At 71.0% G+C, this 22,197-nt stretch carries 26 protein-coding genes; 21 read left to right on the top strand and 5 right to left on the bottom strand.

Features of this window, described 5'->3' with window-relative positions:
* Nucleotides 1-5: 5 nt before the first annotated feature.
* The 8 genes from ABH940_RS02545 (at nucleotide 6) to ABH940_RS02510 (ending at nucleotide 6,835) form a co-directional block, all read left to right on the top strand.
* Nucleotides 6-1,154, top strand: a complete 1,149-nt coding sequence (locus tag ABH940_RS02545; RefSeq protein WP_370065004.1) for a histidinol-phosphate transaminase — start codon at nucleotides 6-8, stop codon at nucleotides 1,152-1,154.
* Between the two features lie 2 nt (nucleotides 1,155-1,156).
* Nucleotides 1,157-1,765 (top strand): imidazoleglycerol-phosphate dehydratase HisB, encoded by a 609-nt coding sequence (gene hisB / locus ABH940_RS02540; RefSeq protein ID WP_370064591.1) that lies wholly within the window; start codon nucleotides 1,157-1,159, stop codon nucleotides 1,763-1,765.
* Entirely contained in the window at nucleotides 1,762-1,914 is a 153-nt protein-coding gene (locus ABH940_RS02535; RefSeq protein WP_370064589.1) for a hypothetical protein, read from the top strand. The genes hisB and ABH940_RS02535 overlap by 4 nt, the downstream gene beginning before the upstream one ends.
* A 31-nt stretch (nucleotides 1,915-1,945) precedes the next feature.
* Entirely contained in the window at nucleotides 1,946-2,581 is a 636-nt protein-coding gene (gene hisH, locus ABH940_RS02530) for an imidazole glycerol phosphate synthase subunit HisH (protein WP_370104086.1), read from the top strand.
* The gene (priA, locus tag ABH940_RS02525) at nucleotides 2,578-3,306 is read left to right on the top strand and encodes a bifunctional 1-(5-phosphoribosyl)-5-((5-phosphoribosylamino)methylideneamino)imidazole-4-carboxamide isomerase/phosphoribosylanthranilate isomerase PriA (protein WP_370064585.1); all 729 of its coding nucleotides are present in this window, start codon (nucleotides 2,578-2,580) and stop codon (nucleotides 3,304-3,306) included. The genes hisH and priA overlap by 4 nt, the downstream gene beginning before the upstream one ends.
* A gap of 19 nt (nucleotides 3,307-3,325) precedes the next feature.
* A complete protein-coding gene (locus ABH940_RS02520) occupies nucleotides 3,326-3,733 on the top strand; it encodes a RidA family protein (protein ID WP_370064583.1) in 408 nt (135 codons plus the stop codon).
* Nucleotides 3,730-4,512, top strand: a complete 783-nt coding sequence (gene hisF / locus ABH940_RS02515) for an imidazole glycerol phosphate synthase subunit HisF (RefSeq protein ID WP_370064581.1) — start codon at nucleotides 3,730-3,732, stop codon at nucleotides 4,510-4,512. The genes ABH940_RS02520 and hisF overlap by 4 nt, the downstream gene beginning before the upstream one ends.
* Before the next feature lie 64 nt (nucleotides 4,513-4,576).
* A complete protein-coding gene (locus ABH940_RS02510) occupies nucleotides 4,577-6,835 on the top strand; it encodes an MMPL family transporter (RefSeq protein ID WP_370104084.1) in 2,259 nt (752 codons plus the stop codon).
* Between the two features lie 3 nt (nucleotides 6,836-6,838).
* On the opposite strand, the gene ABH940_RS02505 is transcribed toward ABH940_RS02510, so the two are convergent.
* A complete protein-coding gene (locus ABH940_RS02505; RefSeq protein ID WP_370064577.1) occupies nucleotides 6,839-7,771 on the bottom strand; it encodes an esterase/lipase family protein in 933 nt (310 codons plus the stop codon).
* A 267-nt stretch (nucleotides 7,772-8,038) separates the two neighbouring features.
* Here ABH940_RS02505 and ABH940_RS02500 point away from each other — a divergent pair, with 267 nt between their 5' ends.
* Nucleotides 8,039-9,235 carry a helix-turn-helix domain-containing protein gene (locus ABH940_RS02500; protein ID WP_370064575.1) on the top strand — a complete coding sequence of 399 codons (1,197 nt, stop codon included), beginning with the start codon at nucleotides 8,039-8,041 and terminating at the stop codon, nucleotides 9,233-9,235.
* On the opposite strand, the gene ABH940_RS02495 is transcribed toward ABH940_RS02500, so the two are convergent.
* Both ABH940_RS02495 and ABH940_RS02490 read right to left on the bottom strand, forming a co-directional pair.
* Nucleotides 9,210-9,842, bottom strand: a complete 633-nt coding sequence (locus tag ABH940_RS02495) for a TIGR03085 family metal-binding protein (RefSeq protein ID WP_370064573.1) — start codon at nucleotides 9,840-9,842, stop codon at nucleotides 9,210-9,212. The genes ABH940_RS02500 and ABH940_RS02495 overlap by 26 nt on opposite strands.
* Before the next feature lie 28 nt (nucleotides 9,843-9,870).
* The gene (locus ABH940_RS02490) at nucleotides 9,871-10,437 is read right to left on the bottom strand and encodes a hypothetical protein (RefSeq protein WP_370064571.1); all 567 of its coding nucleotides are present in this window, start codon (nucleotides 10,435-10,437) and stop codon (nucleotides 9,871-9,873) included.
* 114 nt (nucleotides 10,438-10,551) lie between these two features.
* Here ABH940_RS02490 and hisI point away from each other — a divergent pair, with 114 nt between their 5' ends.
* The 12 genes from hisI (at nucleotide 10,552) to ABH940_RS02430 (ending at nucleotide 20,126) form a co-directional block, all read left to right on the top strand.
* On the top strand, nucleotides 10,552-10,929 hold the full coding sequence (gene hisI, locus ABH940_RS02485) for a phosphoribosyl-AMP cyclohydrolase (protein ID WP_370064569.1): 378 nt from the start codon (nucleotides 10,552-10,554) through the stop codon (nucleotides 10,927-10,929).
* 18 nt (nucleotides 10,930-10,947) lie between these two features.
* A complete protein-coding gene (locus ABH940_RS02480; RefSeq protein WP_370064567.1) occupies nucleotides 10,948-12,516 on the top strand; it encodes an anthranilate synthase component I in 1,569 nt (522 codons plus the stop codon).
* Nucleotides 12,420-13,214 carry a TIGR02234 family membrane protein gene (locus ABH940_RS02475; RefSeq protein WP_370064565.1) on the top strand — a complete coding sequence of 265 codons (795 nt, stop codon included), beginning with the start codon at nucleotides 12,420-12,422 and terminating at the stop codon, nucleotides 13,212-13,214. The genes ABH940_RS02480 and ABH940_RS02475 overlap by 97 nt, the downstream gene beginning before the upstream one ends.
* A gap of 71 nt (nucleotides 13,215-13,285) precedes the next feature.
* Nucleotides 13,286-13,546, top strand: a complete 261-nt coding sequence (locus tag ABH940_RS02470) for an HGxxPAAW family protein (protein WP_370064563.1) — start codon at nucleotides 13,286-13,288, stop codon at nucleotides 13,544-13,546.
* Nucleotides 13,547-13,645: 99 nt separating this feature from the next.
* Nucleotides 13,646-14,095, top strand: a complete 450-nt coding sequence (locus tag ABH940_RS02465; protein WP_370064561.1) for a DUF2752 domain-containing protein — start codon at nucleotides 13,646-13,648, stop codon at nucleotides 14,093-14,095.
* Between the two features lie 186 nt (nucleotides 14,096-14,281).
* On the top strand, nucleotides 14,282-15,088 hold the full coding sequence (gene trpC / locus ABH940_RS02460) for an indole-3-glycerol phosphate synthase TrpC (RefSeq protein WP_370064559.1): 807 nt from the start codon (nucleotides 14,282-14,284) through the stop codon (nucleotides 15,086-15,088).
* An 86-nt stretch (nucleotides 15,089-15,174) separates the two neighbouring features.
* Nucleotides 15,175-15,402: a tryptophan biosynthesis modulator TrpM gene (trpM, locus tag ABH940_RS02455; RefSeq protein ID WP_370064557.1), complete on the top strand. Its 228-nt coding sequence runs from the start codon at nucleotides 15,175-15,177 to the stop codon at nucleotides 15,400-15,402.
* A gap of 43 nt (nucleotides 15,403-15,445) precedes the next feature.
* The gene (gene trpB / locus ABH940_RS02450; protein ID WP_370064555.1) at nucleotides 15,446-16,708 is read left to right on the top strand and encodes a tryptophan synthase subunit beta; all 1,263 of its coding nucleotides are present in this window, start codon (nucleotides 15,446-15,448) and stop codon (nucleotides 16,706-16,708) included.
* A complete protein-coding gene (trpA, locus tag ABH940_RS02445; RefSeq protein WP_370064553.1) occupies nucleotides 16,705-17,514 on the top strand; it encodes a tryptophan synthase subunit alpha in 810 nt (269 codons plus the stop codon). The genes trpB and trpA overlap by 4 nt, the downstream gene beginning before the upstream one ends.
* A gap of 224 nt (nucleotides 17,515-17,738) precedes the next feature.
* A complete protein-coding gene (locus ABH940_RS02440) occupies nucleotides 17,739-18,605 on the top strand; it encodes a DsbA family protein (RefSeq protein WP_370104081.1) in 867 nt (288 codons plus the stop codon).
* A gap of 75 nt (nucleotides 18,606-18,680) precedes the next feature.
* Nucleotides 18,681-19,196: a MauE/DoxX family redox-associated membrane protein gene (locus ABH940_RS02435; RefSeq protein ID WP_370064549.1), complete on the top strand. Its 516-nt coding sequence runs from the start codon at nucleotides 18,681-18,683 to the stop codon at nucleotides 19,194-19,196.
* Between the two features lie 60 nt (nucleotides 19,197-19,256).
* Nucleotides 19,257-20,126: a DsbA family protein gene (locus ABH940_RS02430; RefSeq protein WP_370104080.1), complete on the top strand. Its 870-nt coding sequence runs from the start codon at nucleotides 19,257-19,259 to the stop codon at nucleotides 20,124-20,126.
* Nucleotides 20,127-20,173: 47 nt separating this feature from the next.
* On the opposite strand, the gene ABH940_RS02425 is transcribed toward ABH940_RS02430, so the two are convergent.
* A complete protein-coding gene (locus ABH940_RS02425; RefSeq protein ID WP_370064544.1) occupies nucleotides 20,174-20,818 on the bottom strand; it encodes a response regulator in 645 nt (214 codons plus the stop codon).
* A gap of 55 nt (nucleotides 20,819-20,873) precedes the next feature.
* Complete coding sequence (locus ABH940_RS02420) at nucleotides 20,874-22,115, bottom strand: sensor histidine kinase (protein ID WP_370064542.1); 1,242 nt, start codon at nucleotides 22,113-22,115, stop codon at nucleotides 20,874-20,876.
* Nucleotides 22,116-22,197: the final 82 nt, after the last annotated feature.

The following is a 22,197-nucleotide window of genomic DNA, read 5'->3' as shown; positions in this document are numbered from 1 at the left end:
GTGACATCAGGGACATCGACGACCTGCCCATCCGCGACGAGCTCAAGGGCAAGTCCCCCTACGGCGCACCGCAGTTGCACGTGCCCGTGCTGCTCAACACCAACGAGAACCCGTACTCCCTCCCGGACGCGTTGGTCGCCCGGATCGCGGAGCGCGTCGCCGGGGCCGCCCGCGACCTCAACCGCTACCCGGACCGCGACGCCGTCGAGCTGCGCACCGCGCTGGCCGGCTACCTGTCCGCCTCCACCGGACACACCGTCAGCACCGAGCAGGTGTGGGCCGCCAACGGCTCCAACGAGATCATCCAGCAGCTGCTGCAGACCTTCGGCGGCCCCGGGCGCACCGCGCTCGGTTTCGCGCCGACCTACCAGATGCACGACCTGATCTCGCGCGGTACCGGCACCGACTGGATCGAGGGCCCGCGCAACCCGGACTTCACCATCGACGTCGTGTCCGCCGAGGCGGTGCTCGCCGCCGACCGACCGGACGTGCTCTTCGTCTGCTCGCCCAACAACCCGACCGGCACCGCCGTCGCCCGCGAGACGGTGGAGCGGCTCTACGACGCCGCCCAGGCCGTCAAGCCGACGCTGGTGATCGTCGACGAGGCCTACGTCGAGTTCTCGCACCGGCCCTCGCTGCTGCCGCTCCTCGAAGGCCGCCCGCTGCTGGTGGTCACCCGGACCATGTCCAAGGCCTTCGGCGCGGCCGGGCTGCGCCTCGGCTACCTGGCCGCCGCACCCGCCGTGGTCGACGCGGTCCAGCTGGTCCGGCTCCCGTACCACCTCTCCGCGGTGACCCAGGCGACGGCGCTGGCCGCGCTGGAGTTCACCGACGTCCTGCTCGGCTACGTCGACCGGCTCAAGGCCGAGCGGGACCGCATCGTCACCGAACTGCGCGCGATGGGCTTGGAGGTCACCGACTCCGACGCCAACTTCGTCCAGTTCGGCCGCTTCGAGGACACCCACGCCATCTGGCAGGCGATCCTGGATCAGGGCGTGCTGGTGCGCGACAACGGCGTGCCCGGACGGCTGCGGGTCACGGCGGGCACCCCGGCCGAGAACGACGCCTTCCTCGACGCCGTCCGCGCAGCCCTCCCCGCCGCCACCCTTTCAACGTCGCGCTCCGCGCGCGCCTCCTCTCTGGAGAACCGCTAACCATGTCCCACAGCGACCAGCACCGCATCGGCCGCGTCGAGCGCACCACCAAGGAGACCTCCGTCAAGGTCGAGATAGACCTGGACGGCTCCGGTAAGACCGACATCGCAACCGGCGTCGGCTTCTACGACCACATGCTCGACCAGCTCGGCCGCCACGGCTTCTTCGACCTCACCGTGAAGACCGACGGCGACCTGCACATCGACACCCACCACACCATCGAGGACACCTCGCTGGCGCTGGGTGCCGCGTTCCGCCAGGCGCTCGGCGACAAGGTCGGCATCCGCCGCTTCGCCGACGCGTCCGTGCCGCTGGACGAGTCCCTTGCGCAGGTCACCGTCGACCTGTCCGGCCGTCCGTACCTGGTGCACCACGAGCCCGAGGGCATGGCCCCCATGATCGGCTCCTACGACACCACCATGACCCGGCACATCCTGGAGTCCTTCGTGGCCCAGGCGCAGGTCGCGCTCCACGTCCACGTACCGTATGGGCGTAACGCCCACCACATCGTCGAGGCCCAGTTCAAGGCGCTGGCGCGCGCACTGCGCTACGCGTCCGAGCTGGACCCCCGCGCGGCGGGCATCATCCCGTCGACCAAGGGTGCGTTGTGAGCACGGTTTCGTTTCTTCTCGTCTTCCTCGGACTGTTCCTGGGCGGCGGCGCCTACTCGTTCTGGAAGCAGAAGCTTCCCAAGGGCGTCATCGTGCTGCTGCTCGTCTGCGCCGTCATGAGCCTGGCCGCAGGCTTCATGCGCATCTGAATGCGCATCTGACCCGGAAGGGACCCCTGCCATGACCGCCAAGAGCGTGGTCGTCCTCGACTACGGCTCCGGCAACGTCCGCTCCGCCCAGCGCGCCCTGGAGCGCGTCGGTGCGGAGGCCGTGATCACCTCCGACTTCGACGAGGCCCTTGCCGCCGACGGCCTGCTGGTGCCCGGTGTGGGCGCCTTCGCCGCCTGCATGGACGGCCTCAAGGCCGTCAAGGGGGACCGGATCATCGGCCGCCGCCTGGCCGGTGGCCGCCCGGTGCTCGGGATCTGCGTGGGGATGCAGATCCTCTTCGCCCGCGGCGTCGAGCACGGCATCGAGACCGAGGGCTGCGACGAGTGGCCCGGCACGGTCGAGCCGCTGCGCGCGCCCGTCGTGCCGCACATGGGCTGGAACACCGTCAAGCCGGCCGAGGGCTCCCGGCTCTTCGCCGGCCTGCCGGCGGAGGCCCGCTACTACTTCGTGCACTCCTACGGCGTGCGCCACTGGGAGCTGTCGCCGATCGAGCAGCTGCGCCCGCCGCTGGTCACCTGGGCCGAGCACGGCGAGCCGTTCGTCGCCGCCGTGGAGAACGGCCCGCTCTCCGCCACGCAGTTCCACCCCGAGAAGTCCGGCGACGCCGGCGCCGCCCTGCTCAAGAACTGGATCGACACGCTGTGACCACCAACAAGTTGACCCTCCTCCCTGCCGTCGACGTCCGCGACGGCCAGGCGGTCCGCCTGGTCAAGGGCGCGTCCGGCTCGGAGACCTCCTACGGAGAGCCGCTTGCCGCCGCGCTCGCCTGGCAGCAGGCCGGGGCCGAGTGGATCCACCTGGTCGACCTGGACGCCGCCTTCGGCACCGGCGACAACCGCGCGATGCTGGCCGAGGTCACCGGCCGACTCGACGTCAAGGTCGAGCTCTCCGGCGGCATCCGGGACGACGAGTCGCTGCGCGCCGCGCTGGCCACCGGCTGCGCCCGAGTGAACCTCGGCACCGCCGCGCTGGAGTCCCCGGAGTGGGTCGCCAAGGTCATCGCGGAGTACGGCGACAGGATCGCCGTCGGCCTCGACGTGGTCGGCACCACGCTGCGCGGCCGCGGCTGGACCAGCGAGGGCGGCGACCTCTACGAGGCGCTGGCCCGCCTGGACGCCGAGGGCTGCGCCCGCTACGTCGTCACCGACGTGGACAAGGACGGCACGCTGACCGGCCCCAACCTCCAGCTGCTGCGCAACGTCTGCGCCGCCACCGACCGGGCCGTCGTCGCCTCCGGCGGCGTGTCCTCGCTGCAGGACCTGCGTGACATCGCGACGCTGGTGCCCGAAGGTGTGGAGGGGGCCATCGTGGGCAAGGCCCTCTACGCGCAGGCGTTCACGCTCGAAGAGGCTCTCGCAGCAGTGTCCTGACACCGATGGAGGTCGCGGGATGACGCAGGATCGACGGCACGTGGGCGGTTACTCCCCCTGGGAGGAGCAGTACGGCTTCGCACGCGCCGTCGCCGCAGGGGATTTCGTCTTCGTCTCGGGCTGCACCGCCTGGGACGACGGCTCGGTCCGGTTCGAGGGATCCCCCTACGACCAGACCGTGGCCGCCTTCGGCGTGGCCCTGGACGCGCTCTCCCGCTTCGGCCTCGGCAAGGCGGACGTGGTCCGCACCCGCCTGTACGTCACCCACGCGCGTGACACCGACGAGGTCGGCCGGGCGCATCGCGAGATCCTCGCCGAGGTCCGTCCCGCCTGCACGATGGTCGTCGTCAACGCGCTGCTCGACTCGCGGATGTCCGTGGAGGTCGAGGTCGACGCCTACAAGAAGAACTTGGAGCTTCCCAGATGACCCTCGCGGTCCGCGTGATCCCCTGCCTGGACGTCGACGCCGGTCGGGTGGTCAAGGGCGTCAACTTCCAGAACCTGCGCGACGCGGGCGACCCGGTCGAGCTGGCCAAGCTCTACGACGCCCAGGGAGCCGACGAACTGACGTTCCTGGACATCACCGCCTCCTCGGGCGACCGGGAGACCACCTACGACATCGTGCGCCGCACGGCGGAGCAGGTCTTCATCCCGCTGACGGTCGGCGGCGGCGTCCGCACCGTCGACGACGTGGACAAGCTGCTGCGCGCGGGCGCGGACAAGGTCGGCGTCAACACCGCCGCCATCGCCCGGCCGGAGCTGATCCGCGAGATCGCGCAGCGCTTCGGCCGCCAGGTGCTGGTGCTGTCCGTGGACGCGCGGCGGGTTCCGGAAGGGACCGAGGCCGGGTCCACGGCGTCCGGCTTCGAGGTCACCACGCACGGCGGGCGCACCGGCACCGGCATCGACGCCGTCGAGTGGGCGACCCGGGCCGCCGAGCTCGGTGCCGGCGAGATCCTGCTGAACTCGATGGACGCCGACGGCACCAAGGACGGCTACGACCTGGAGATGATCACCGCGGTGCGCAAGGCCGTCTCCGTCCCGGTCATTGCCAGTGGCGGCGCGGGCAAGCTCGCCGACTTCGCCCCGGCGGTCACGGCCGGAGCCGACGCGGTGCTGGCGGCCAGCGTCTTCCACTTCGGCGATCTGACGATCGCGGAGGTCAAGCAGTCCCTGCATGAGGACGGGCACCCCGTTCGGCTCTGACGCGGACTCCGAACGGACGCGCCCGGATTGCCGGACCAGCTGGTGACGCTCTGATACTGAACGAGTGCGGAAAGGCATCCTGCAACGCCTCGGTGAATGGTGCGCTCGCCACGCGATCGTCGTGATCGTGATGTGGCTGGTGGTCCTGGGCGTGCTGCACGGCCTGCAGAACACCATCGGCGGCACCTATTCCGACGACTTCAACCTCCCTGACAGCCAGTCGCAGAAGGGTGCGAACGTCCTCCAGGCGAACGCCCCGAGCATCGGCGGCACCAGCGCGACGATCGTGATGCACGACGCGAAGCCGCTGACGGACTTCACCACCCAGGTGAACCAGGCCGTCTCCTCGTTGCAGCACCTCGACCACGTGCTGTCCGTGCAGAACCCGCTGCCGCAGCCGAACTCCTCCGGCGGCACGACCCAGACCGGCGCGCTGTCCAAGGACGGCACGATCGGGTACATCACGGTCCGCTTCGACAAGAATCCCGCCGCGCTGGGCAGCGACTACCTGAACGGCGTCGACGCCGCGGTCGGGCCGCTGCGCTCGGCGGGATTGGAGGTCGAGTACGGCGGACCGCTGGGGGAGGCGGCCAGGCCTCATGCCAAGGACCTGACCAGTGAGGCCATCGGCTTCGCGGTGGCCATCGTGGTCCTGGTCGTCGGCTTCGGGAGTCTGATCGCAGCCGGGCTGCCGTTGGTGACGGCCCTGATCAGCGTGATCGTGGGGCTCAGCTGCCTCAGCCTGCTCGCGGCCGCCATCGACTTCGCCAGCGTCTCGCCGACCCTGGCCACCATGATCGGCCTCGGCGTGGGCATCGACTACGCGCTGTTCCTGATCACCCGCTTCCGACAGCTGATCATGGACGGGGAGGAACCCCACGTCGCGGCAGGTGTCGCCGTCACCACGAGCGGGCGCGCGGTCCTGGTCTCGGGCTGCACCGTCATCGTGGCCCTGGCCGGCCTGTACGTGTCGGGCCTCAGCTTCATCGGCCGTCTCGGCATCGCGGCCGCGGTCACGGTGATCACCGCCGTGGCCGGCGCACTCACCCTGGTGCCGGCGCTGGCCGGGCTGATCGGGCCCCGGATCGACCGGTTCTGTCTGAAGACTCCCGTGGCCGAGGGCGGTCCGGTGGCCGGAGAGGACGCCGGGGCGAAGGCCGAGGAGCCCGAGGAGGAGCAGCACGGCTTCTGGCACCGCTACGCCCAGCGCGTCGAGCGCCGCCCGTGGTGGTTCCTGGCGGCGGGCGTGGTGGTGCTCGGGATCCTGGCGATCCCGCTCTTCTCGATCCGGCTCGACCATATCGACGACGGCGCGGACCCGACCTCCTTCACCGACCGCCGTGCCTTCGACCTGATCAGCCAGGGCTTCGGGCCGGGTGCCAACGGGCCGTTCACCCTGGTGATCGACCAGAGCTCGGTGCCGTCGAGTCAGCGGTCCACGCTCGCGGCCGACATGCAGAAGGCGCTGACCGGCGTCCCGAACGCGGCCAGCGTCAGCCCGCTCCAGCCCACCAGCAACGGGAACGTCCTGACCGGCACGGCGATCTCGACCGGGCGGCCGCAGGATGCCGCCACCACCCACCTGTTCAACCACCTCAAGGACGTCGCCCTGCCGCAGGGCGCCACCGGTACGACGGCCAAGACCTACGTGACCGGGGTGACCGCCGCCCAGCAGGACTTCACCGAGATCATCAGCTCCAGGCTGGTGCTGATCATCGCGGTCGTGGTCGCGCTGGCGTTCCTGATCATCCTTGCGGTCTTCCGAGGCATCCTGGTCGCGCTCAAGGCGGCCGTACTGAACCTGTTCTCGATCGGCGCCTCCTACGGTGTGGTGGTCGCGGTCTTCCAGTGGGGGTGGGGCGGCACCGCGCTGGGCGTCGCCGGGAAGGTGCCGATCGAGAGCTACGTGCCGATGATGATGTTCGCCATCATCTTCGGTCTCAGCATGGACTACGAGATCTTCCTGCTCTCCCGCGTCCACGAGGCGTGGTTGCGCACCCAACGAGCCGAGGACAGCGTCGCCTACGGCCTGGAGATCACCGCACGGGTGATCACCTGTGCGGCGCTGATCATGTTCAGCGTTTTCGCGGCCTTCATCCTGAGCGACAGCATCGTGGTCAAGATGCTCGGCCTGGGCCTCGCCGTCAGCGTCCTGGTGGACGCCACCGTCGTCCGGCTGCTTCTGGTCCCGGCTGTGATGACGCTGCTCGGACGGCACGCCTGGTGGGTGCCCCGGTGGCTGGACCGGCTGCTGCCGCACCTCGACACCGAGGGTGAGGCGGCGCTCCACCAGGCGACCGAAAAGCCCTCGAAGGACTCCTAGCCGCTAGCCGACCAGGGGTCCGGTCACCGGGAGCACGACCTCGCACGGGACCGGCTGCCGGTGGGCCGGGTCGAGGGCGTTGAGCATGTCCGTCAGGGCCACCGGGTCGTAGGCGATCTCCAGGTGGTCGGACTGGTCCAGCGCGCACTGGTCCTGGACGGTGATGTCCGTGACGTTCGGCGCGGCAGGCAGGAAGGCGTTGGTGTACGGGGTGACCACCTCGTCGTCCTTGGTGGCGATGACGGTGTAGTCGATCCCCGCCACGGTCTCGCCGCCCGCGTTCAGCGCGGTCAGGAACGACGAGCCGACCTCCTGCTCGACACAGGACGCGCACGCCGCGCTCAGCAGTCCGTTGGCGGGCTCCAACACGTTGAGCTGTTGGGCGAGTTGGGTGATGCCGTCCAGCGTGGTGCCGTTGTTGGAGGGCGAGAGCGCCACCAGCTTGGCCACCTTGGCCGCGCCGCCGAGGTCCTTGATGTAGTAACGCGGCATCATGCCGCCCTGGGAGTGGCCGACCAGGTCGATCCTGGCCGCGCCGGTGGCGCCCAGCACCTGGTCGACGAAGGACGACAGCTGGGCGGCCCCGTCCTCGATCGCACCGGTGCCCTGGATCGGCGACGACGCGCTCGGCCCGCCGTAGTCGAAGGCGAAGACGCAGTAGCCGTCGTCCACGAGGAGCGGCGAGGCGCCGCCCCAGTTGTCGTTCATGTTCTCCAGCGTCCCGTGCACCAGGACCACCGGGTCCGGGTGGGCGGCGCTGGGCTTGCAGCTCCAGTCGTTCGCTCCGGCCGGGGCGCTGCCGGGAGCGAAGAAGCCGGCCGCGAAACCGATGTTGAAGTGGTAGTCCACCGGATACCAGGCGGCGGACGCCGGTTGTGCTGCGAAAGCCGTGATTCCGGCCGCCGCGACGACCACCGCGAGTGTTCTTCTGCGCATGGGAGTCTCCGTCCTCGACCCGTTCGTCCGAGAATTTCGGGTGGATTTCGGCGAGGATGCTAGGAAATCCGGGAGGAGTGGTCAAGAAGAATGGCAGCGCGAGGCGAATCGTGAGCGGAACTGCCCCGAACGCGTGCCCGGCCGCGCTGAAACGCTCACGAAACCTCGTGGAACATGCTGGTGCATCCCTATTGACCGGCCGGTAACATCGCCTCATACTGGCCGGTAGCGTAGGAGGGAGCAGGCTTGAGCGAGCCGTGGAGTGTATTGCCCAGATCGCTGGCCGCCGAACTGCGCAAGGAAGAGCGGGCCATCGCGGCGGAAATCATCGGGGAGATCAGACAACAGGTGCCCGAATTCTCCCGGCCGCTTTCCGGGAAATTCGGTGCGGGAATCCAGCACGGTGTCGAGACCGCGCTCGCGGAATTCGCCGACCTGATCGAGGGAGCCCGGCGCGACACCCCCGAACGCATGCGCGTGTACCGCGCGCTGGGCCGTGGGGAGCTGGCCGAGGGCCGCAGTCTGGACGCGTTGCAGGCCGCCTACCGGCTGGGCGCGCGCGTCGCCTGGCGCCGCTACGCCCGGATCGCCCGTCGGGTCGGGCTGGGCACCGAGCTGCTGGTCGTGCTGGCCGAGGCGATCTTCGCGCACATCGACGAACTCGCCGCCGCCTCGGTCCGCGGCTACGCCCGTGCCCAGGTCGACGAGGCGGGCGAACTCGGCCGCGCCCGTTCCCAGTTGCTCGCCCTGCTGACACGGGGTGGTGGCGATCTGAAGCACCTGGAGGCCGCGGCGGAGCTCGCCGACTGGCCGCTGCCGTGGCATCTCTGTGCGGTTGCGCTCGCATCGGACCCGCCGTCGCCGGGCGGCGGACCGAGCAGGTCGGCCGGGCCGCGAGGACACGGGTTGCCGGAGGCGGTCCTGGCCGAACTCGACGGCCCGGAACCGTTCCTGGTCGTGCCCGAGCCGTCACTCCAGCTGCGCGACCCCCAGATCCAGGCGCTGCTGGCCACCCGCCGCGCGGTCATCGGCCCCACCGTGCCGCCCGAGCAGGCCGCGGACTCGCTCCGCTGGGCGCGGGCGCTGCACACGCGGGCGCTGCACACGCGGGCGGCGACGGAGACGGCGAGGGAGACCGGGTCGCCGGTCGTCTGCGACGCGCACCTGTCCGACCTGCTGCTGCTCGCCGACGAGCCGCTGATCCGGCTGATCACGGCGCGGCGGCTGCAGCCGCTCGAAGGGCTGACGCCCAAGCAGTACCAGCGCCTCGCCGAGACGCTGCTGGCGTGGCTGCAGACGAACCGGGGCAGCGCACCGGAGGTCGCCGCGCGACTGGGGATCCACCCGCAGACCGCGCGGCAACGCCTGCACCAGGTCCAGCGCCTGTTCGGCCCGGCGCTGGCCGACCCCGACTCCCGGTTCGAGCTGGAGATCGCGCTCAGATCCCGAACTTCGCCCCCATGACCTTGGCCACGGCCTCCTCGTCGCCCTCGAACTCGACGCGAGCGTGCGCCTGACGGCCCATGCCGAACATCACCAGCTCGCCCGGCTCACCGGTCACGGTCACCACGGGCGAGCCCTTCTTCGCCACGGCGGTCTGTCCGTCCGGACGGCGCAGCACCAGCCCGACGGGGGAGCGACGTCCGTTCAGTCGCGCCATCCCGCTGATCCGCTTCCACAGCGCCTCGCTCAGCTCCTCGTCCAACACCCGTGCCGACCAGTCGGGTTGGGCGCGACGCACGTCCTCGCTGTGGACGAAGAACTCCATCGTGTTCCCGGCGTCCTCCATGCCCGGCAGCCGGAACGGCGAGTAGGCGGGCGGCCCGACCCGGATCGCCTCGACCAGCTCGGCGTACGGCTTGGCCACGTAGTCGCTCCGCACCCGCTCCAGCCGCGCGGCCAGGGGCTTCAACAGGATCCCGCCGGCGGCGTCCGGCCGTCGCTCCCGGACGACCACGTGTGCGGCGAGGTCCGCGGTGTTCCACCCCTCGCACAGCGTCGGGGCCTCGGGGCCGACGCTCTCCAGCAGATCAGCCAGCAGCAGGCGCTCACGGCGTCCCAGATTCGACATGGCCCAAGGGTACGGCGGGTGGCCCGGATCAGTTCGCGAGGGGGGCGGTGAGTTTCCGCGCGCCTTGGTAACTCCCGCCGGAGAGCGCACAGGTGACGGTATGTCGACCCGCCTGGTAGTCGGCCAGGGTCGGGTAGAGCTCGTAGTACTGGAGGGCGGTCCCCCCGGACTGCCTGCGGTAGGCGGCGGCGTCGATCGGCTCACAGAGCGTCAGCGCGCGGCTGACGATCGCCGGGTAGGAGCTCAACCCGGACGGCAGCGTGGCCAGCTGGGTGACCTCCGCGTCGTGCGGAGCGGTGCAGGGGCGCTTCGCGAGCAGCGAGAGCGTGCGGGTGAAGGCGGGGGAGTCGAAGCAGTCGCCGGGCTGGAGCGAGATGTAGGCGAAGGTGTTCGGCAGCGACGGCGTCGGGCTGGGTATCGGGGTGGGCGTCGCCTTCGTGGGCGAGGGGGTGGCCACGGGCTTCGGCTGCGCGAGGGCTTTGGGCGGCTTGGCCTGCAGAGCCAGCGTCACCGCGATCGCGACCACGACCAGCACGGCGAGAAGGCCTGCGGCCAGCCTGATCCGCGCGCTGCGCGGTCCCCCGAGGAGCGTCATGGGGAACAGAATGCCGGGCGCTCCGCGCGCTGGACAGGGTGCGTCGCTCATGGGCAACGGGGAAGCTGCACGCCCCTGGGGTAGTGCGACTTCCCCGTCGCGGATAATGAAGCCATGTCCGCCTCACCTGCCGTCCCGAACACCACCGATCTCGATCCCGCCGTTGCCGTACGGCTCAAGCGGGATGCGAACGGGCTGGTCCCCGCCATCGCTCAGCAGTACGACACGGGCGAAGTGCTGATGATGGGCTGGATGGACGACGAGGCGCTGCATCGCACCCTCACCACCGGACGCTGCACCTACTGGAGCCGCAGCCGGTCCGAGTACTGGGTCAAGGGCGACACCTCCGGGCACGTGCAGGTGGTCAAGTCCGTGGCGATCGACTGCGACGGCGACACCCTCCTGGTCAAGGTCGACCAGCACGGCGCGGCCTGCCACACCGGTGACCGGACCTGCTTCGACGCCGGTCAACTGCCGGTCGCCACGGCGTGAGCCGGTACGCTCCGACGCATGACCAGCGGTAGCGTCACCCCCGATCTCGACACGTTCCGCAAGCTCGCCGTGGATCGCCGGGTGATCCCGGTGACGCGGCGGCTGCTCGCCGACGGGGACACGCCCGTCGGCGTCTACCGCAAGCTCGCGGGGGAGCGGCCGAACACCTTCCTGCTGGAGAGTGCGGAGCAGGGGCGCGCCTGGTCGCGTTACTCGTTCGTCGGGGTGCGCTGCAGCGCGTCCCTCACCGTCGGCGCCGACGGCAACGCGCGCTGGCTCGGGACGCCGCCCGTCGGGGTGCCGACCGAGGGCGATCCGCTGGTCGTGCTGCGGGCGACCATCGAGGCCCTGCGCGGGCCGCGCGACCTGCACCAGGGCGGGGAGTTGCCGCCGTTCACCGGCGGCATGGTCGGCTACCTCGGCTACGACATCGTCCGGCGGCTGGAGAAGCTGCCGAGCCTCACGCCCGACGACCTCGGGCTGCCCGAGCTGACCATGCTCTTCGCGGACGATCTCGCCGTCCTGGACCACAAGGACGGCTCGGTCCTGCTGATCGCCAACGCGGTCAACCGCGACGCCCAGCCGACCGGCGTCGACGCCGCCTACGCCGACGCGGTCGCCCGGCTCGACGCGATGACCGCCGACTTCGGCCGCCCCGCCGACGTCGGGGCCGCGACGCTGACGCCGGTCAGCTCCGTCGAGGCGGTCTCGCCGTTCGGCGGCGCCCCGTACCGGGCGGCGGTGGAGACGGTGAAGGAGCGGATCCGCGCGGGCGAGGCGTTCCAGGTGGTGCCCTCGCAGCGGTTCGAGGTGGACTGCCCGGCCAGCGCGCTGGACGTCTACCGAGTGCTGCGGACCACCAACCCCAGCCCGTACATGTACCTCTTCCGCTTCGCCGCCGCCGAGCCCGGCGGCCTGCCGTTCGACGTGGTCGGCTCCAGCCCTGAGGCGCTGGTCAAGGTCGAGGACGGCGAGGCGATGGTGCACCCGATCGCCGGCACGCGCCCGCGCGGCACGACGCCCGAGCACGACGCGGACCTCGCCGCCGAGCTGCTGGCCGACCCGAAGGAGCGGGCCGAGCACCTGATGCTGGTCGACCTGGGCCGCAACGACCTGGGCCGGGTCTGCGCGCCGGGCAGTGTCGAGGTCGTCGACTTCATGACGATCGAGCGCTACAGCCACGTCATGCACATCGTCTCCACGGTCACCGGCAAGGTCGCCCCGGAGCGGAGCGCCTTCGACGTGCTGACCGCCTGCTTCCCGGCCGGGACGCTCTCGGGCGCGCCCAAGCCGCGCGCCATGCAGATCATCGAGGAGCTGGAGCCGACCCGTCGTGGTCTCTACGGCGGCTGCGTCGGCTACTTCGACTTCGCGGGGGACGCGGACACCGCCATCGCCATCCGCACCGCGCTGATCCGGGACGGCAAGGCCTACGTCCAGGCCGGGGCCGGGGTCGTGGCCGACTCGGTTCCCGAGAACGAGGACGCGGAGTGCCGCAACAAGGCGGCGGCGGTGCTGCGCGCGGTCGCCTCGGCGGCCACCCTGCGTCCGGTCGCGTCGGCGGCGCAGGGCACACTGGAGCGGTGAACCCCGAAGCGCCCGCCCCCTCAGACCCATCAGCTTCAGACTCGGCAGCTTCAGACCCCGCAGCTTCAGGGCCGGCAGCCGCCGCCCCGTCCCGGTCCGGCAGCCGACGCAGCCTCGCGGTGACGCTGTTCCTCTCGGTCCTCGGAGCGGCGCTGCTGCTGGTCGCGGCAGGGCAGGGCTGGGTCTCCGGCGAGGTCCAGGCCCAGGGTGTGACCCGGACGGTGACCGCCGACGGCGGCGAGGTCAGTGGCCTGCCCGGCGCGATGGCGCTGGTCGGGCTGGCCTCGGTGGTCGCGGTCTTCGCGGTGCGGGGCAGGGCACGGGCGGTGCTCGGCGCGCTGGTCGCCCTGGCGGGCGCGGGCGCGGCGTACACCGCAGTCGCGGCGATGGCGAACTCGGGCAGCTCGGCGCTGGACGCGAAGGCTGCCCGGGCGATAGGGCTGGCGAACGTCAGCGCCACCGGGATCTCCGACTCGGCCTGGCCGTGGGTCGCCGTGCTCGGCGGGGTGCTGCTGGTGCTGGCCGGTCTGCTGACCGTCGCCAAGGGCGCCGCCTGGCCGGGCATGTCCGCACGCTACGACGCCCCGGCAGGTGCCGAACCGGCCCGCCCGAAGCGCGCGCCCGCGGCGGAACCGACCCACTCCCCGGCCGACCTCTGGAAGGCTCTGGACCGGGGTGAGGACCCCACTGCAGGCTGACCCGGGCGATACGGGACAATGGACCAGGAGAACTCTCCCGGGCGGGAGAGTCCTATGAACGAGGAGCAGTAATGTCGGCAAACTCCCACGGATCCACCACGGCCGCCTGGACCGCAGTCGGCGTCTCATTTGTGGGTTTCTTCGTTGCGGCCTTCGGGATGGTCATCCCGTCGCCGATCGTGGTCGCCATCGGCCTGGTCATCGCCGCCGCCGGTGCGCCGGTCGGCAAGATGATGTCCGCCGCGGGCTTCGGCAAGAAGCCGAGCACGCACGCGAGCATCGTCGACCCGATGGTGAAGCGGGAGCCGGTCAGCAACGGCGCGTCCGTCTGAACCGTCTGACTCGTCCGACTCGTCCGAGCGACTCCTCGGTTCCACAGGCGCGGCGGGTCCCTACGGGTTCCGGCGCCCGCGCCGCGTGAGAATCGGTGTATGACTTCTTCGGCCTCCGCGCCCGTGCCGCAGTCAGTACCCTCACTGCCGTCACTGGGCCGGAGGCTTGCCGTGCCCTTGGCGCTGATCGGGGGCACGGCTGCGGCCACGGGCTACGTGGCCGCTGTGGACCCGAACCAGCCCGGCCACTACCCGGTCTGCCCCTTCCTGCGGCTCACCGGCTGGTGGTGCCCCGGCTGCGGCGGCCTGCGCGCGGTGCACGCGCTGACCCGTGGCGACCTCGCTGGCGCGCTCCACGACAACGCGCTCGGCGTCGCCTTCTGCGCCGCGCTGCTCGGCGGCCTGGTGCTCTGGGCCTCCCGCGAGGTGCGCGGACTGGCGCGCCCACAGCCCCGGTTGGGCCGTACGGGGACGCTCGCGCTGCTCGCCGTCGTCCTCGTCTTCACCGTCCTGCGCAACCTTCCCACCGGCGCGTTTCTTGCTCCCTGAGCAGGTCAAAGGCCTGTTGACGGTGTCCGTCTGGCGAGACCGGGATGCGCTCGATGCGGGGTTGAACAGGCAGGACGGATACCATCGACGCAGTTCATCGAACACTGGAATCCGACAGTTGTCGGAAGCCGAGCTGAACCGGTGACGTCCGATCCGAGGAATTCCCGAGTGAAGAGGGGCGCCCGAGTGAGCGTGCTCGACGAGATCATCGCCGGTGTCCGTGAGGACCTCGCCGAGCGTCAGTCGCAGGTGTCGCTGGACGAGCTCAAGGAGCTGGCCGCGAAGGCCCCGGAGGCCAAGGACGGCGTGGCCGCACTGGGCGGCGAGGGAGTGGCCGTCATCTGTGAGGTCAAGCGCTCCAGCCCCTCCAAAGGCGCGCTGGCCGCGATCGCCGACCCGGCCGCGCTGGCCGCGGACTACGCGGCGGGCGGTGCCGCCGCGATCTCCGTGCTGACCGAGCAGCGCCGCTTCGGCGGCTCCCTGGCCGACCTCAAGGCGGTCCGCGCGGCAGTCGACACGGCCGTCCTGCGCAAGGACTTCATCGTCACCGCCTACCAGCTGTGGGAGGCCCGCGCGTACGGGGCCGACCTGGCCCTGCTGATCGTCGCCGCGCTGGAGCAGCCCGCCCTCGTGTCGCTGATCGAGCGCGCCGAGTCGATCGGCCTGACCCCGCTGGTCGAGGTCCACGACGAGGAGGAGGTCGCCCGCGCGGTCGACGCCGGCGCGCGGATCATCGGCGTCAACGCGCGAAACCTGAAGACCCTCGAGGTCGACCGCAACACCTTTGCGCAGGTGGCGCACGCGATCCCGGCCAACGTCCTCAAGGTCGCCGAGTCGGGCGTCCGCGGCCCCCACGATCTGATCGCCTACGCGAACGAGGGCGCGGACGCGGTCCTCGTCGGCGAGTCGCTGGTCACGGGCAAGGACCCCAAGTCGGCGGTCGCCGACCTCGTTGCGGCAGGCGCGCACCCGGCGCTGCGGCACGGGCGGTAGTTGCACCGACTGTCAGGTCGGGGCTCTACCTCGCAGGGTGGCTTGTCGCGCGCGCAGTTGATCAAGCAGAGCCCCGCGCCCCTGAGGTGTTGCAACTGCCTGCGGGAGCGAACAGATATGATCGTCCCGTGACCTCCCGTTCCCCCCATCAGCCCGGCTATGCCGGCCTGCAGCGCGGCTGCAAGCCGCGTGGGTGTCGTGCGCCGGCAAGGCGCGTGTTGGGGCGACGGGTTCGGTATGTGATCGGTGCGGAGCCCGGTCAGGTTCCGGGGCGGCGATGGCAGCGCACGCGCCACGCCAGCCGTCCCAGTTGACCCCCGTCTTCATCTTCACGCATACCTTCACAAGGGAACACCCATGTCCGACGTGACATCCGTCCCCGACGCGCGCGGCTACTTCGGCGCGTACGGCGGACGCTTCATCCCGGAGGCGCTCGTCGCCGCCGTGGAGCAGGTGGCCGACGAGTACGAGAAGGCCAAGGCCGATCCCGCCTTCGCCGCCGAGCTGTCGACCCTGCTCAAGGACTACACCGGCCGTCCGAGCCCGCTGACCGACGTCCACCGCTTCTCCGCGGAGGCCGGGGGCGCGCGCATCCTGCTCAAGCGCGAGGACCTGAACCACACCGGCTCGCACAAGATCAACAACGTCCTCGGTCAGGCCCTGCTGACCAGGCGGATGGGCAAGACCCGCCTGATCGCCGAGACCGGCGCCGGTCAGCACGGCGTGGCCACCGCCACCGCCGCCGCGCTCTTCGGCATGGACTGCACCATCTACATGGGCGAGGTCGACACCCAGCGCCAGGCGCTGAACGTCGCCCGGATGCGGATGCTCGGCGCCGAGGTCGTGCCGGTGAAGTCCGGCAGCCGGACGCTCAAGGACGCGATCAACGAGGCCTTCCGCGACTGGGTCGCCAACGTCGACAACACCCACTACCTCTTCGGCACGGTCGCCGGGCCGCACCCGTTCCCGATGATGGTCCGTGACTTCCACCGGGTCATCGGCCAGGAGGCGCGCGCGCAGGTGCTGGACCGGACCGGGCGGCTGCCCGACGCCGTCGTCGCCTGCGTGGGCGGCGGGTCCAACGCGATGGGCGCGTTCTACGACTTCATTCCCGACGCCGGGGTCCGGCTGATCGGCATCGAGGCGGCCGGTGAGGGGGTGGAGACGCCCAAGCACGCGGCCACCCTGACCAAGGGCGACCCGGGCGTGCTGCACGGCTCGCGCACCTACGTGCTGCAGGACGAGGACGGCCAGACCATCGAGTCCCACTCGATCTCCGCCGGTCTGGACTACCCCGGCGTCGGCCCGGAGCACGCCTTCCTCAAGGACTCCGGCCGTGCCGAGTACCGGCCGTGCACCGACGCGGACGCGATGAACGCGCTGCGGCTGCTCTCGCGCACCGAGGGCATCATCCCGGCCATCGAGAGCTCCCACGCCCTCGCCGGGGCGCTGGAGTTGGGCCGCGAGTTGGGCCCGGACGCGGTGATCCTGGTCAACCTGTCCGGTCGTGGCGACAAGGACATGCACACCGCTGCGCAGTACTTCGGCCTGCTCGACGACTCGACCCTGGAGTCGATCTCCGACTCGACCTCCGACGCGACCTCCGGCGGTGCCAAGTGACGAACGCCCTGCTGACCACCACCCTGGCGAACGCCAAGGAGGAGAACCGGGCCGCGCTGATCGGCTACCTCCCGGCCGGCTTCCCGACCATCCCGGGCGCGGCCAAGGCCGTGCAGGCGCTGATCGACGGCGGCGCGGACGTGGTCGAGATCGGTCTGCCGCACAGCGACCCGGTCCTGGACGGCGCGACCATCCAGACCGCTGACGACATCGCGCTGCGCAACGGCATCCGGATCAAGGACGTGCTGGCCACGGTCCGCGAGGTCACCACGGCCAACCCGACCGTGCCGATCCTGGTGATGACCTACTGGAACCCGGTGGACCGCTACGGTCAGGCCCGCTTCGCCGCCGACCTGGCGGCGGTGGGCGGGGTCGGCTGCATCCTGCCGGACCTGCCGGTCGAGGAGGCGGAGGAGTGGCTCGCGGCGGCGGCCGAGCACGGGCTGGCGACGGTCTTCGTCGTCGCGCCGTCCAGCCAGGATCAGCGCCTGGCGCTGATCACGGCCAAGGGCACCGGCTTCGTCTACGCGGCGGCGGTCATGGGCGTCACCGGGACCCGTACCCAGGTCGGGGCGATGGCCGAGGACCTGGTCGAGCGCACCCGCCGGACGACGGACCTGCCGGTCTGCGTCGGCCTGGGCGTCTCCAACGCCGAGCAGGCGGCCGAGGTGGCCGCCTTCGCGGACGGCGTGATCGTCGGGTCGGCCTTCGTACAGCGCATGCTTGACGCTCCGTCGGAGGACGTGGGCTACGCGGCCGTCCGCGAGCTCGCCGCGGAGCTGGCCCAGGGGGTCCGCAAGCGGTAGGTCCGCAAGCGGTAGGTCGGCAAGCGGTAGGCCCGGTGCGGGACGATCGCAGGATCGACGTGCGGAGGGCGCGGCAGCTCGGTGACGGGCTGCCGCGCCCTCACTCGTTCCGGTGATACGGCGCGTGGCGTGCCCCGGGGTGGCCTTCATTCTCGTTCATGATCCGGCACGTGACGTGCAGAAGCAGTCACATGAGATCAGGAACGTGATCAGGAGGCTCCGCTGTGGCAGCAAGTCCTCAACGCGCCAGGGTGGTCCGCGCCGCCGTCGCAGCGGTCGTGCTGGTCGCGGCGCTCGTCGCCGAGGCAGACCTCGACTCCGCACTCGCCCAGGCCCGCGCCCACCATCGCGGCACTCACGGGCACCACCATGCGACCGCACATCACGGCAGGCCGTCGGCGAAGCCCAAGCCCCAGCCGGTGGCAAGGCCGGTAGCAAAGCCGGTGGCAAAGCCGCAGCCGGGCCAGGCCGTTCGCGACATCGCGGACCGTACGGTCGCGCTCGGGCTCCCGGCGCGCCTCGACGACGACGGCACCAGCATCGACGTCGGCTACGCCGACGCGCCCGTCCAGCTCACCCTCTTCGAGGACTACCGCTGCGACAACACGGGCCCGTTCGAGAACCTCCAGGGGCCGACGCTGCGGATGCTGATGGCGCATCACCAGCTGCTTGTCCACTACGTGATCGAGTCGTCACTCGACGAACGCCTGCCCGGTCCCGGTGCGGTCCTCGCCGCGGACGCCGCCCGCGCCGCGCTCGCCCACGGCGGGTTTCCGCTGTTCCACGCGCTGCTCTATGTCAACCAACCCGCCGAGGAGGTGGACGGGTTCACCCCTGTGCGGCTGCTCGACATCGCCTCGCAGGTGCCGGGGCTGCGCAGTGCGGCGTTCGACGCCGAGGTTCGCACGCTCTACTGGAAGCCCTGGGTCGACGCCGCACAGCACCTCTACGACACGTCAGGTGTGCACCACGGCACTCCGTCGATGCTGCTCGACGGTACCGAGGTCGACCTGTGGGCGCACCCGGAGCTGTTGAACGATCCGGGCGCGCTGCAGCGATTTGTCGAGAATGCAGCGAATCACGAGCAATGATCCGAGCCGGTTGCGCCTGATCCGGCAGGATTAGTCCGTATTGCCCAAGAGGGCGTCAGAGGGAGGCGAGCACCGGTGATCACAGAGCAGCCGGCCCACACGCCGGGCCGGACCGCCGGTCCGGACGGGCGGTGGGCCGGGGCGATGCCATGGATCAGCACGGTCGTACGACTCGGGTTGGCAGTGGTCTGGGCCTGGGCCGGACTGGCCAAGATCTCCGATCCGGAGGCCGCGGCACAGGCGGTCCGGGTCTACCGGATCCTGCCGGAGTCCCTGGTCAACCCGATCGGTTACGGCATGCCGTTCCTGGAGCTGGCCCTGGCGTTGCTGCTGGTGGTCGGACTGGGCACCCGGATCGTCGCGGTCATCTCCGGGGTCCTGTTGCTGGTCTACATCGCCTCCATCGCGTCCGTCTGGGCGCGTGGGATCGCGATCGACTGCGGGTGCTTCGGCGGGGGCGGCGCGGTAGCGGCCTCGCAGACCGAGTACTGGCAGGAGATTCTCCGCGACTGCGGATTCCTGCTGCTGGTGGCCTGGTTGGTCTGGCGTCCCAAGAGCCGCCTCTCCCTCGACGCCTGGCTGGCCGGCTGAGCAGGCAGCCCCGTCCCCGCGCACGACGCAGAACCGAGCAGACAGATGACAGACGAACTGATGAGTCAGAAGAACGACGAGGGCAAGCGCAGCGCCCGCGCCAAGATGCTGGAAGAACGCGCCAAACAGGAGGCCAAGGCCCGGAAGAAGCGTCAGTACGGCATCATCGGCGCCGTGCTGGCCGTCATCGTGGTCCTGGTCGCGATCGGGATCGTGATCCAGAACGGCCGCTCCAGCAGCTACAACGCCTCGAGTCAGGCACCCGGCGGCACGATCGGGAACACCAGGCTGGTGGTCCCGGTCGGCGCGACCGACGCGCCCTCGACGGTCACCGTCTACGAGGACCCGCGCTGCCCGGCCTGCGAGCAGTTCGAGACCGGCATGAAGCAGACCATGAACAAGCTGCTGGCCGAGGGCAAGATCCAGGTCCAGTACCACGTGGTGTCGTTCATCGACACCCACGACAACGGCTCCGGGTCGAAGAACGCGGCCAACGCGCTGGGCTGCGCGCAGAACGCCGGCAAGTTCCACGACTACCACGACGTCCTCTACGCCAACCAGCCGGACGAGACCAACGACGCCTGGGCCGACAAGACCATCCTGATCAGTCTGGCCAAACAGGTCCCCGGGCTCGACTCGCCCAGCTTCGAGTCCTGCGTCAACGGCAACGCCTACGGCAGTTGGGTCACCGCCGTGGAGACCGACTTCAACAAGTCCGGCTACACCTCGACGCCGACCGTGTTGCTGAACGGCACCCCGGCCTACCCGAGCTACAAGAACCAGCAGATCTCGCCCGCCGCCTTCACCACCTGGGTGGACGCGGCGAACAAGGGCAAGCCGCTGGGCACGCTCCCGGCCGCCAGCGCCCAGGCCCTGGCCTCGCCGACCGCCCACAACAACCCGGCCGCCCCGAGCCCGAGCGGTTCCTGACGAAGCATCAGTCAACGCGGGGCTGATCCGGCACAGGTCCGATTCACCTACCTGGGCCGGATCAGCCCCGACTGCATTCCGGCGGCGATCGCGGCGGTGCGGCTGTCCACGCCGAGTTTGTCGTAGATGTGGACCAGGTGCGTCTTCACGGTGGCCTCGCTGATGAAGAGCCGCTTGGAGATCTGACGGTTGGCCAGCCCCTCGGCCAGCAGCTCCAGGATCTCCGTCTCGCGCGGTGACAGCGTCGGCCGTTTGGACCGGACCCGGCCGAGCAGCCGCGCCGCGACGGGCGGGGCCAGCACCGTGTCCCCCTTGGCTGCCGCCCGCAGCGCTGCGGCGAGCTCCTCCGGCGGGGCGTCCTTGAGCAGGTAACCGGTGGCCCCGGCCTCGACGGCGGAGAGGATGTCGGCGTCGGTGCTGTAGGTGGTGAGGATCAGCACGGCCGGCGGGTCCGGCAGGGACGTGATCCGGCGGGTGGCCTCCACGCCGTGCATGCCGGACCCCATCTGAAGGTCCATCAGCACCACGTCCGGGCGCGGACTGCCCTCGGCCTCGAACCGCTCCAGCAGTCGCAGTGCCTCGGCTCCGTCGGCCGCCTCACCCACCGGCTCCAGCTCAGGCAACTCGTCCAGCATGGACCGCAGGCCGCGGCGGACGACCGGGTGGTCGTCGACGAGCAGGACGGTGATCACAAAAGGGCTCCGGTAGGGCAGGGGCGGCAACGGGACGTCGGGGGCAGCGCGTGGCTCAGCGGGCCGGTATCGGGGGAGCGTCGAGCGCGGTGAGCGGGAGCGCGACGGCGACGGCGGTGCCCTCGCCCGGGCTGGACTCGATGGTGAGGCTGCCGCCCAAGTCCGCGATCCGCTCCCGCATCCCGTGCAGGCCGAAGCGCGGACGCACGTCGGTCGCGTCAGGCACGGCCGAGGCGGCGAAACCGATGCCGTCGTCGAAGACGTCGAGGGTGACCTGGTCGTCCAGGTAGGCCAGGGTGACCGCGGCACGGTGGGCACGGGCGTGGCGGCGGACGTTGGCCAACGCCTCCTGGGTCATCCGCAGCAGGGCGACCTCGGCTTCGACCGGCAGCGGATACGGCTCGCCGTCCAGATGGAACGCGACCTCGGGCGTCGGGCCGAACCCGGCGGTGACCCGGCGCAGCGCCTCCGCCAGCGTCGCGTCCTGAAGCGGCGGCGGGGTCAGCGCGGCCACAAAGCGGCGTGCCTCGGCCAGGTTGGCGCTCGCCGTCGCGCCGATCTCGCGGACCCGCTCGCCCGCGGGGCCGTCGGCCGCCGCGGACGGCAGCGCGGACTCCGCCGAGCGCGCCAGCAGCACGATGCTGGAGAGGCCCTGGGCCAGGGTGTCGTGGATCTCGCGGGCCAGCCGCTGCCGTTCGGCCAGCCGCCCGGCCTCACGTTGGGTCGCGGCCAACTCGTCACGGGTGCGGACGAGATCGTCGATCAGCGCCTGGCGTCTGCGGCTCTCCTTGTACAGCCCGGCGTAGCCGTAGGCGGTCAGCACCGCGACGGCCGCGCCCGCGCAGGGGCCTATCACCTTGGCCGCCGTCAGTCCGCCCGACGTGCCGGACTGGGCGGCGATGACCACGCCCGTCACCAGCAGCACGGCGGGCAGCGACAACCGGGGCGGCAGCAGGTGCAGATAGAGGAAGTAGAGCGGAAAGGCGACGTACCCCGCCGACGGCGAGACCGCGGCCAGCGCGACCCAGAGCACGGTGATCGTGCCGAGCCAGACCAGCATCGGCGTCCGCGACGCGTCCGGGCCACCGCCGCCCTGCCGCGCGAACCGGCCGCCCACCGCGTAGGCGACGCCGAGCGCGACCCCCCACGACCAAGCGGCGACCCCGCCGCCCACACAGCCGACCACGAGCAGCGCGTAGAACATCGCGTGCAGCGCCACCCGCATGACCCGGAGCGCGGGCATCCGCGCCGGATCGTGCTGGTCGGGGTGCGCGGGACGCGCGTCGGTGCTGCTCATGCCGTCGACCCTACGTCCCACCACCGACAGGACGACGGGCCCCGGCATCAACCATTCGGTTGATTCGGGACCGACCGTCTCC

The organism is Streptacidiphilus sp. BW17 (assembly GCF_041262485.1).
GTDB lineage: Bacteria > Actinomycetota > Actinomycetes > Streptomycetales > Streptomycetaceae > Streptacidiphilus.
The sequence above is the reverse complement of the archived record's forward strand: the minus strand, read 5'-3'. Positions and strand labels throughout refer to the sequence as shown.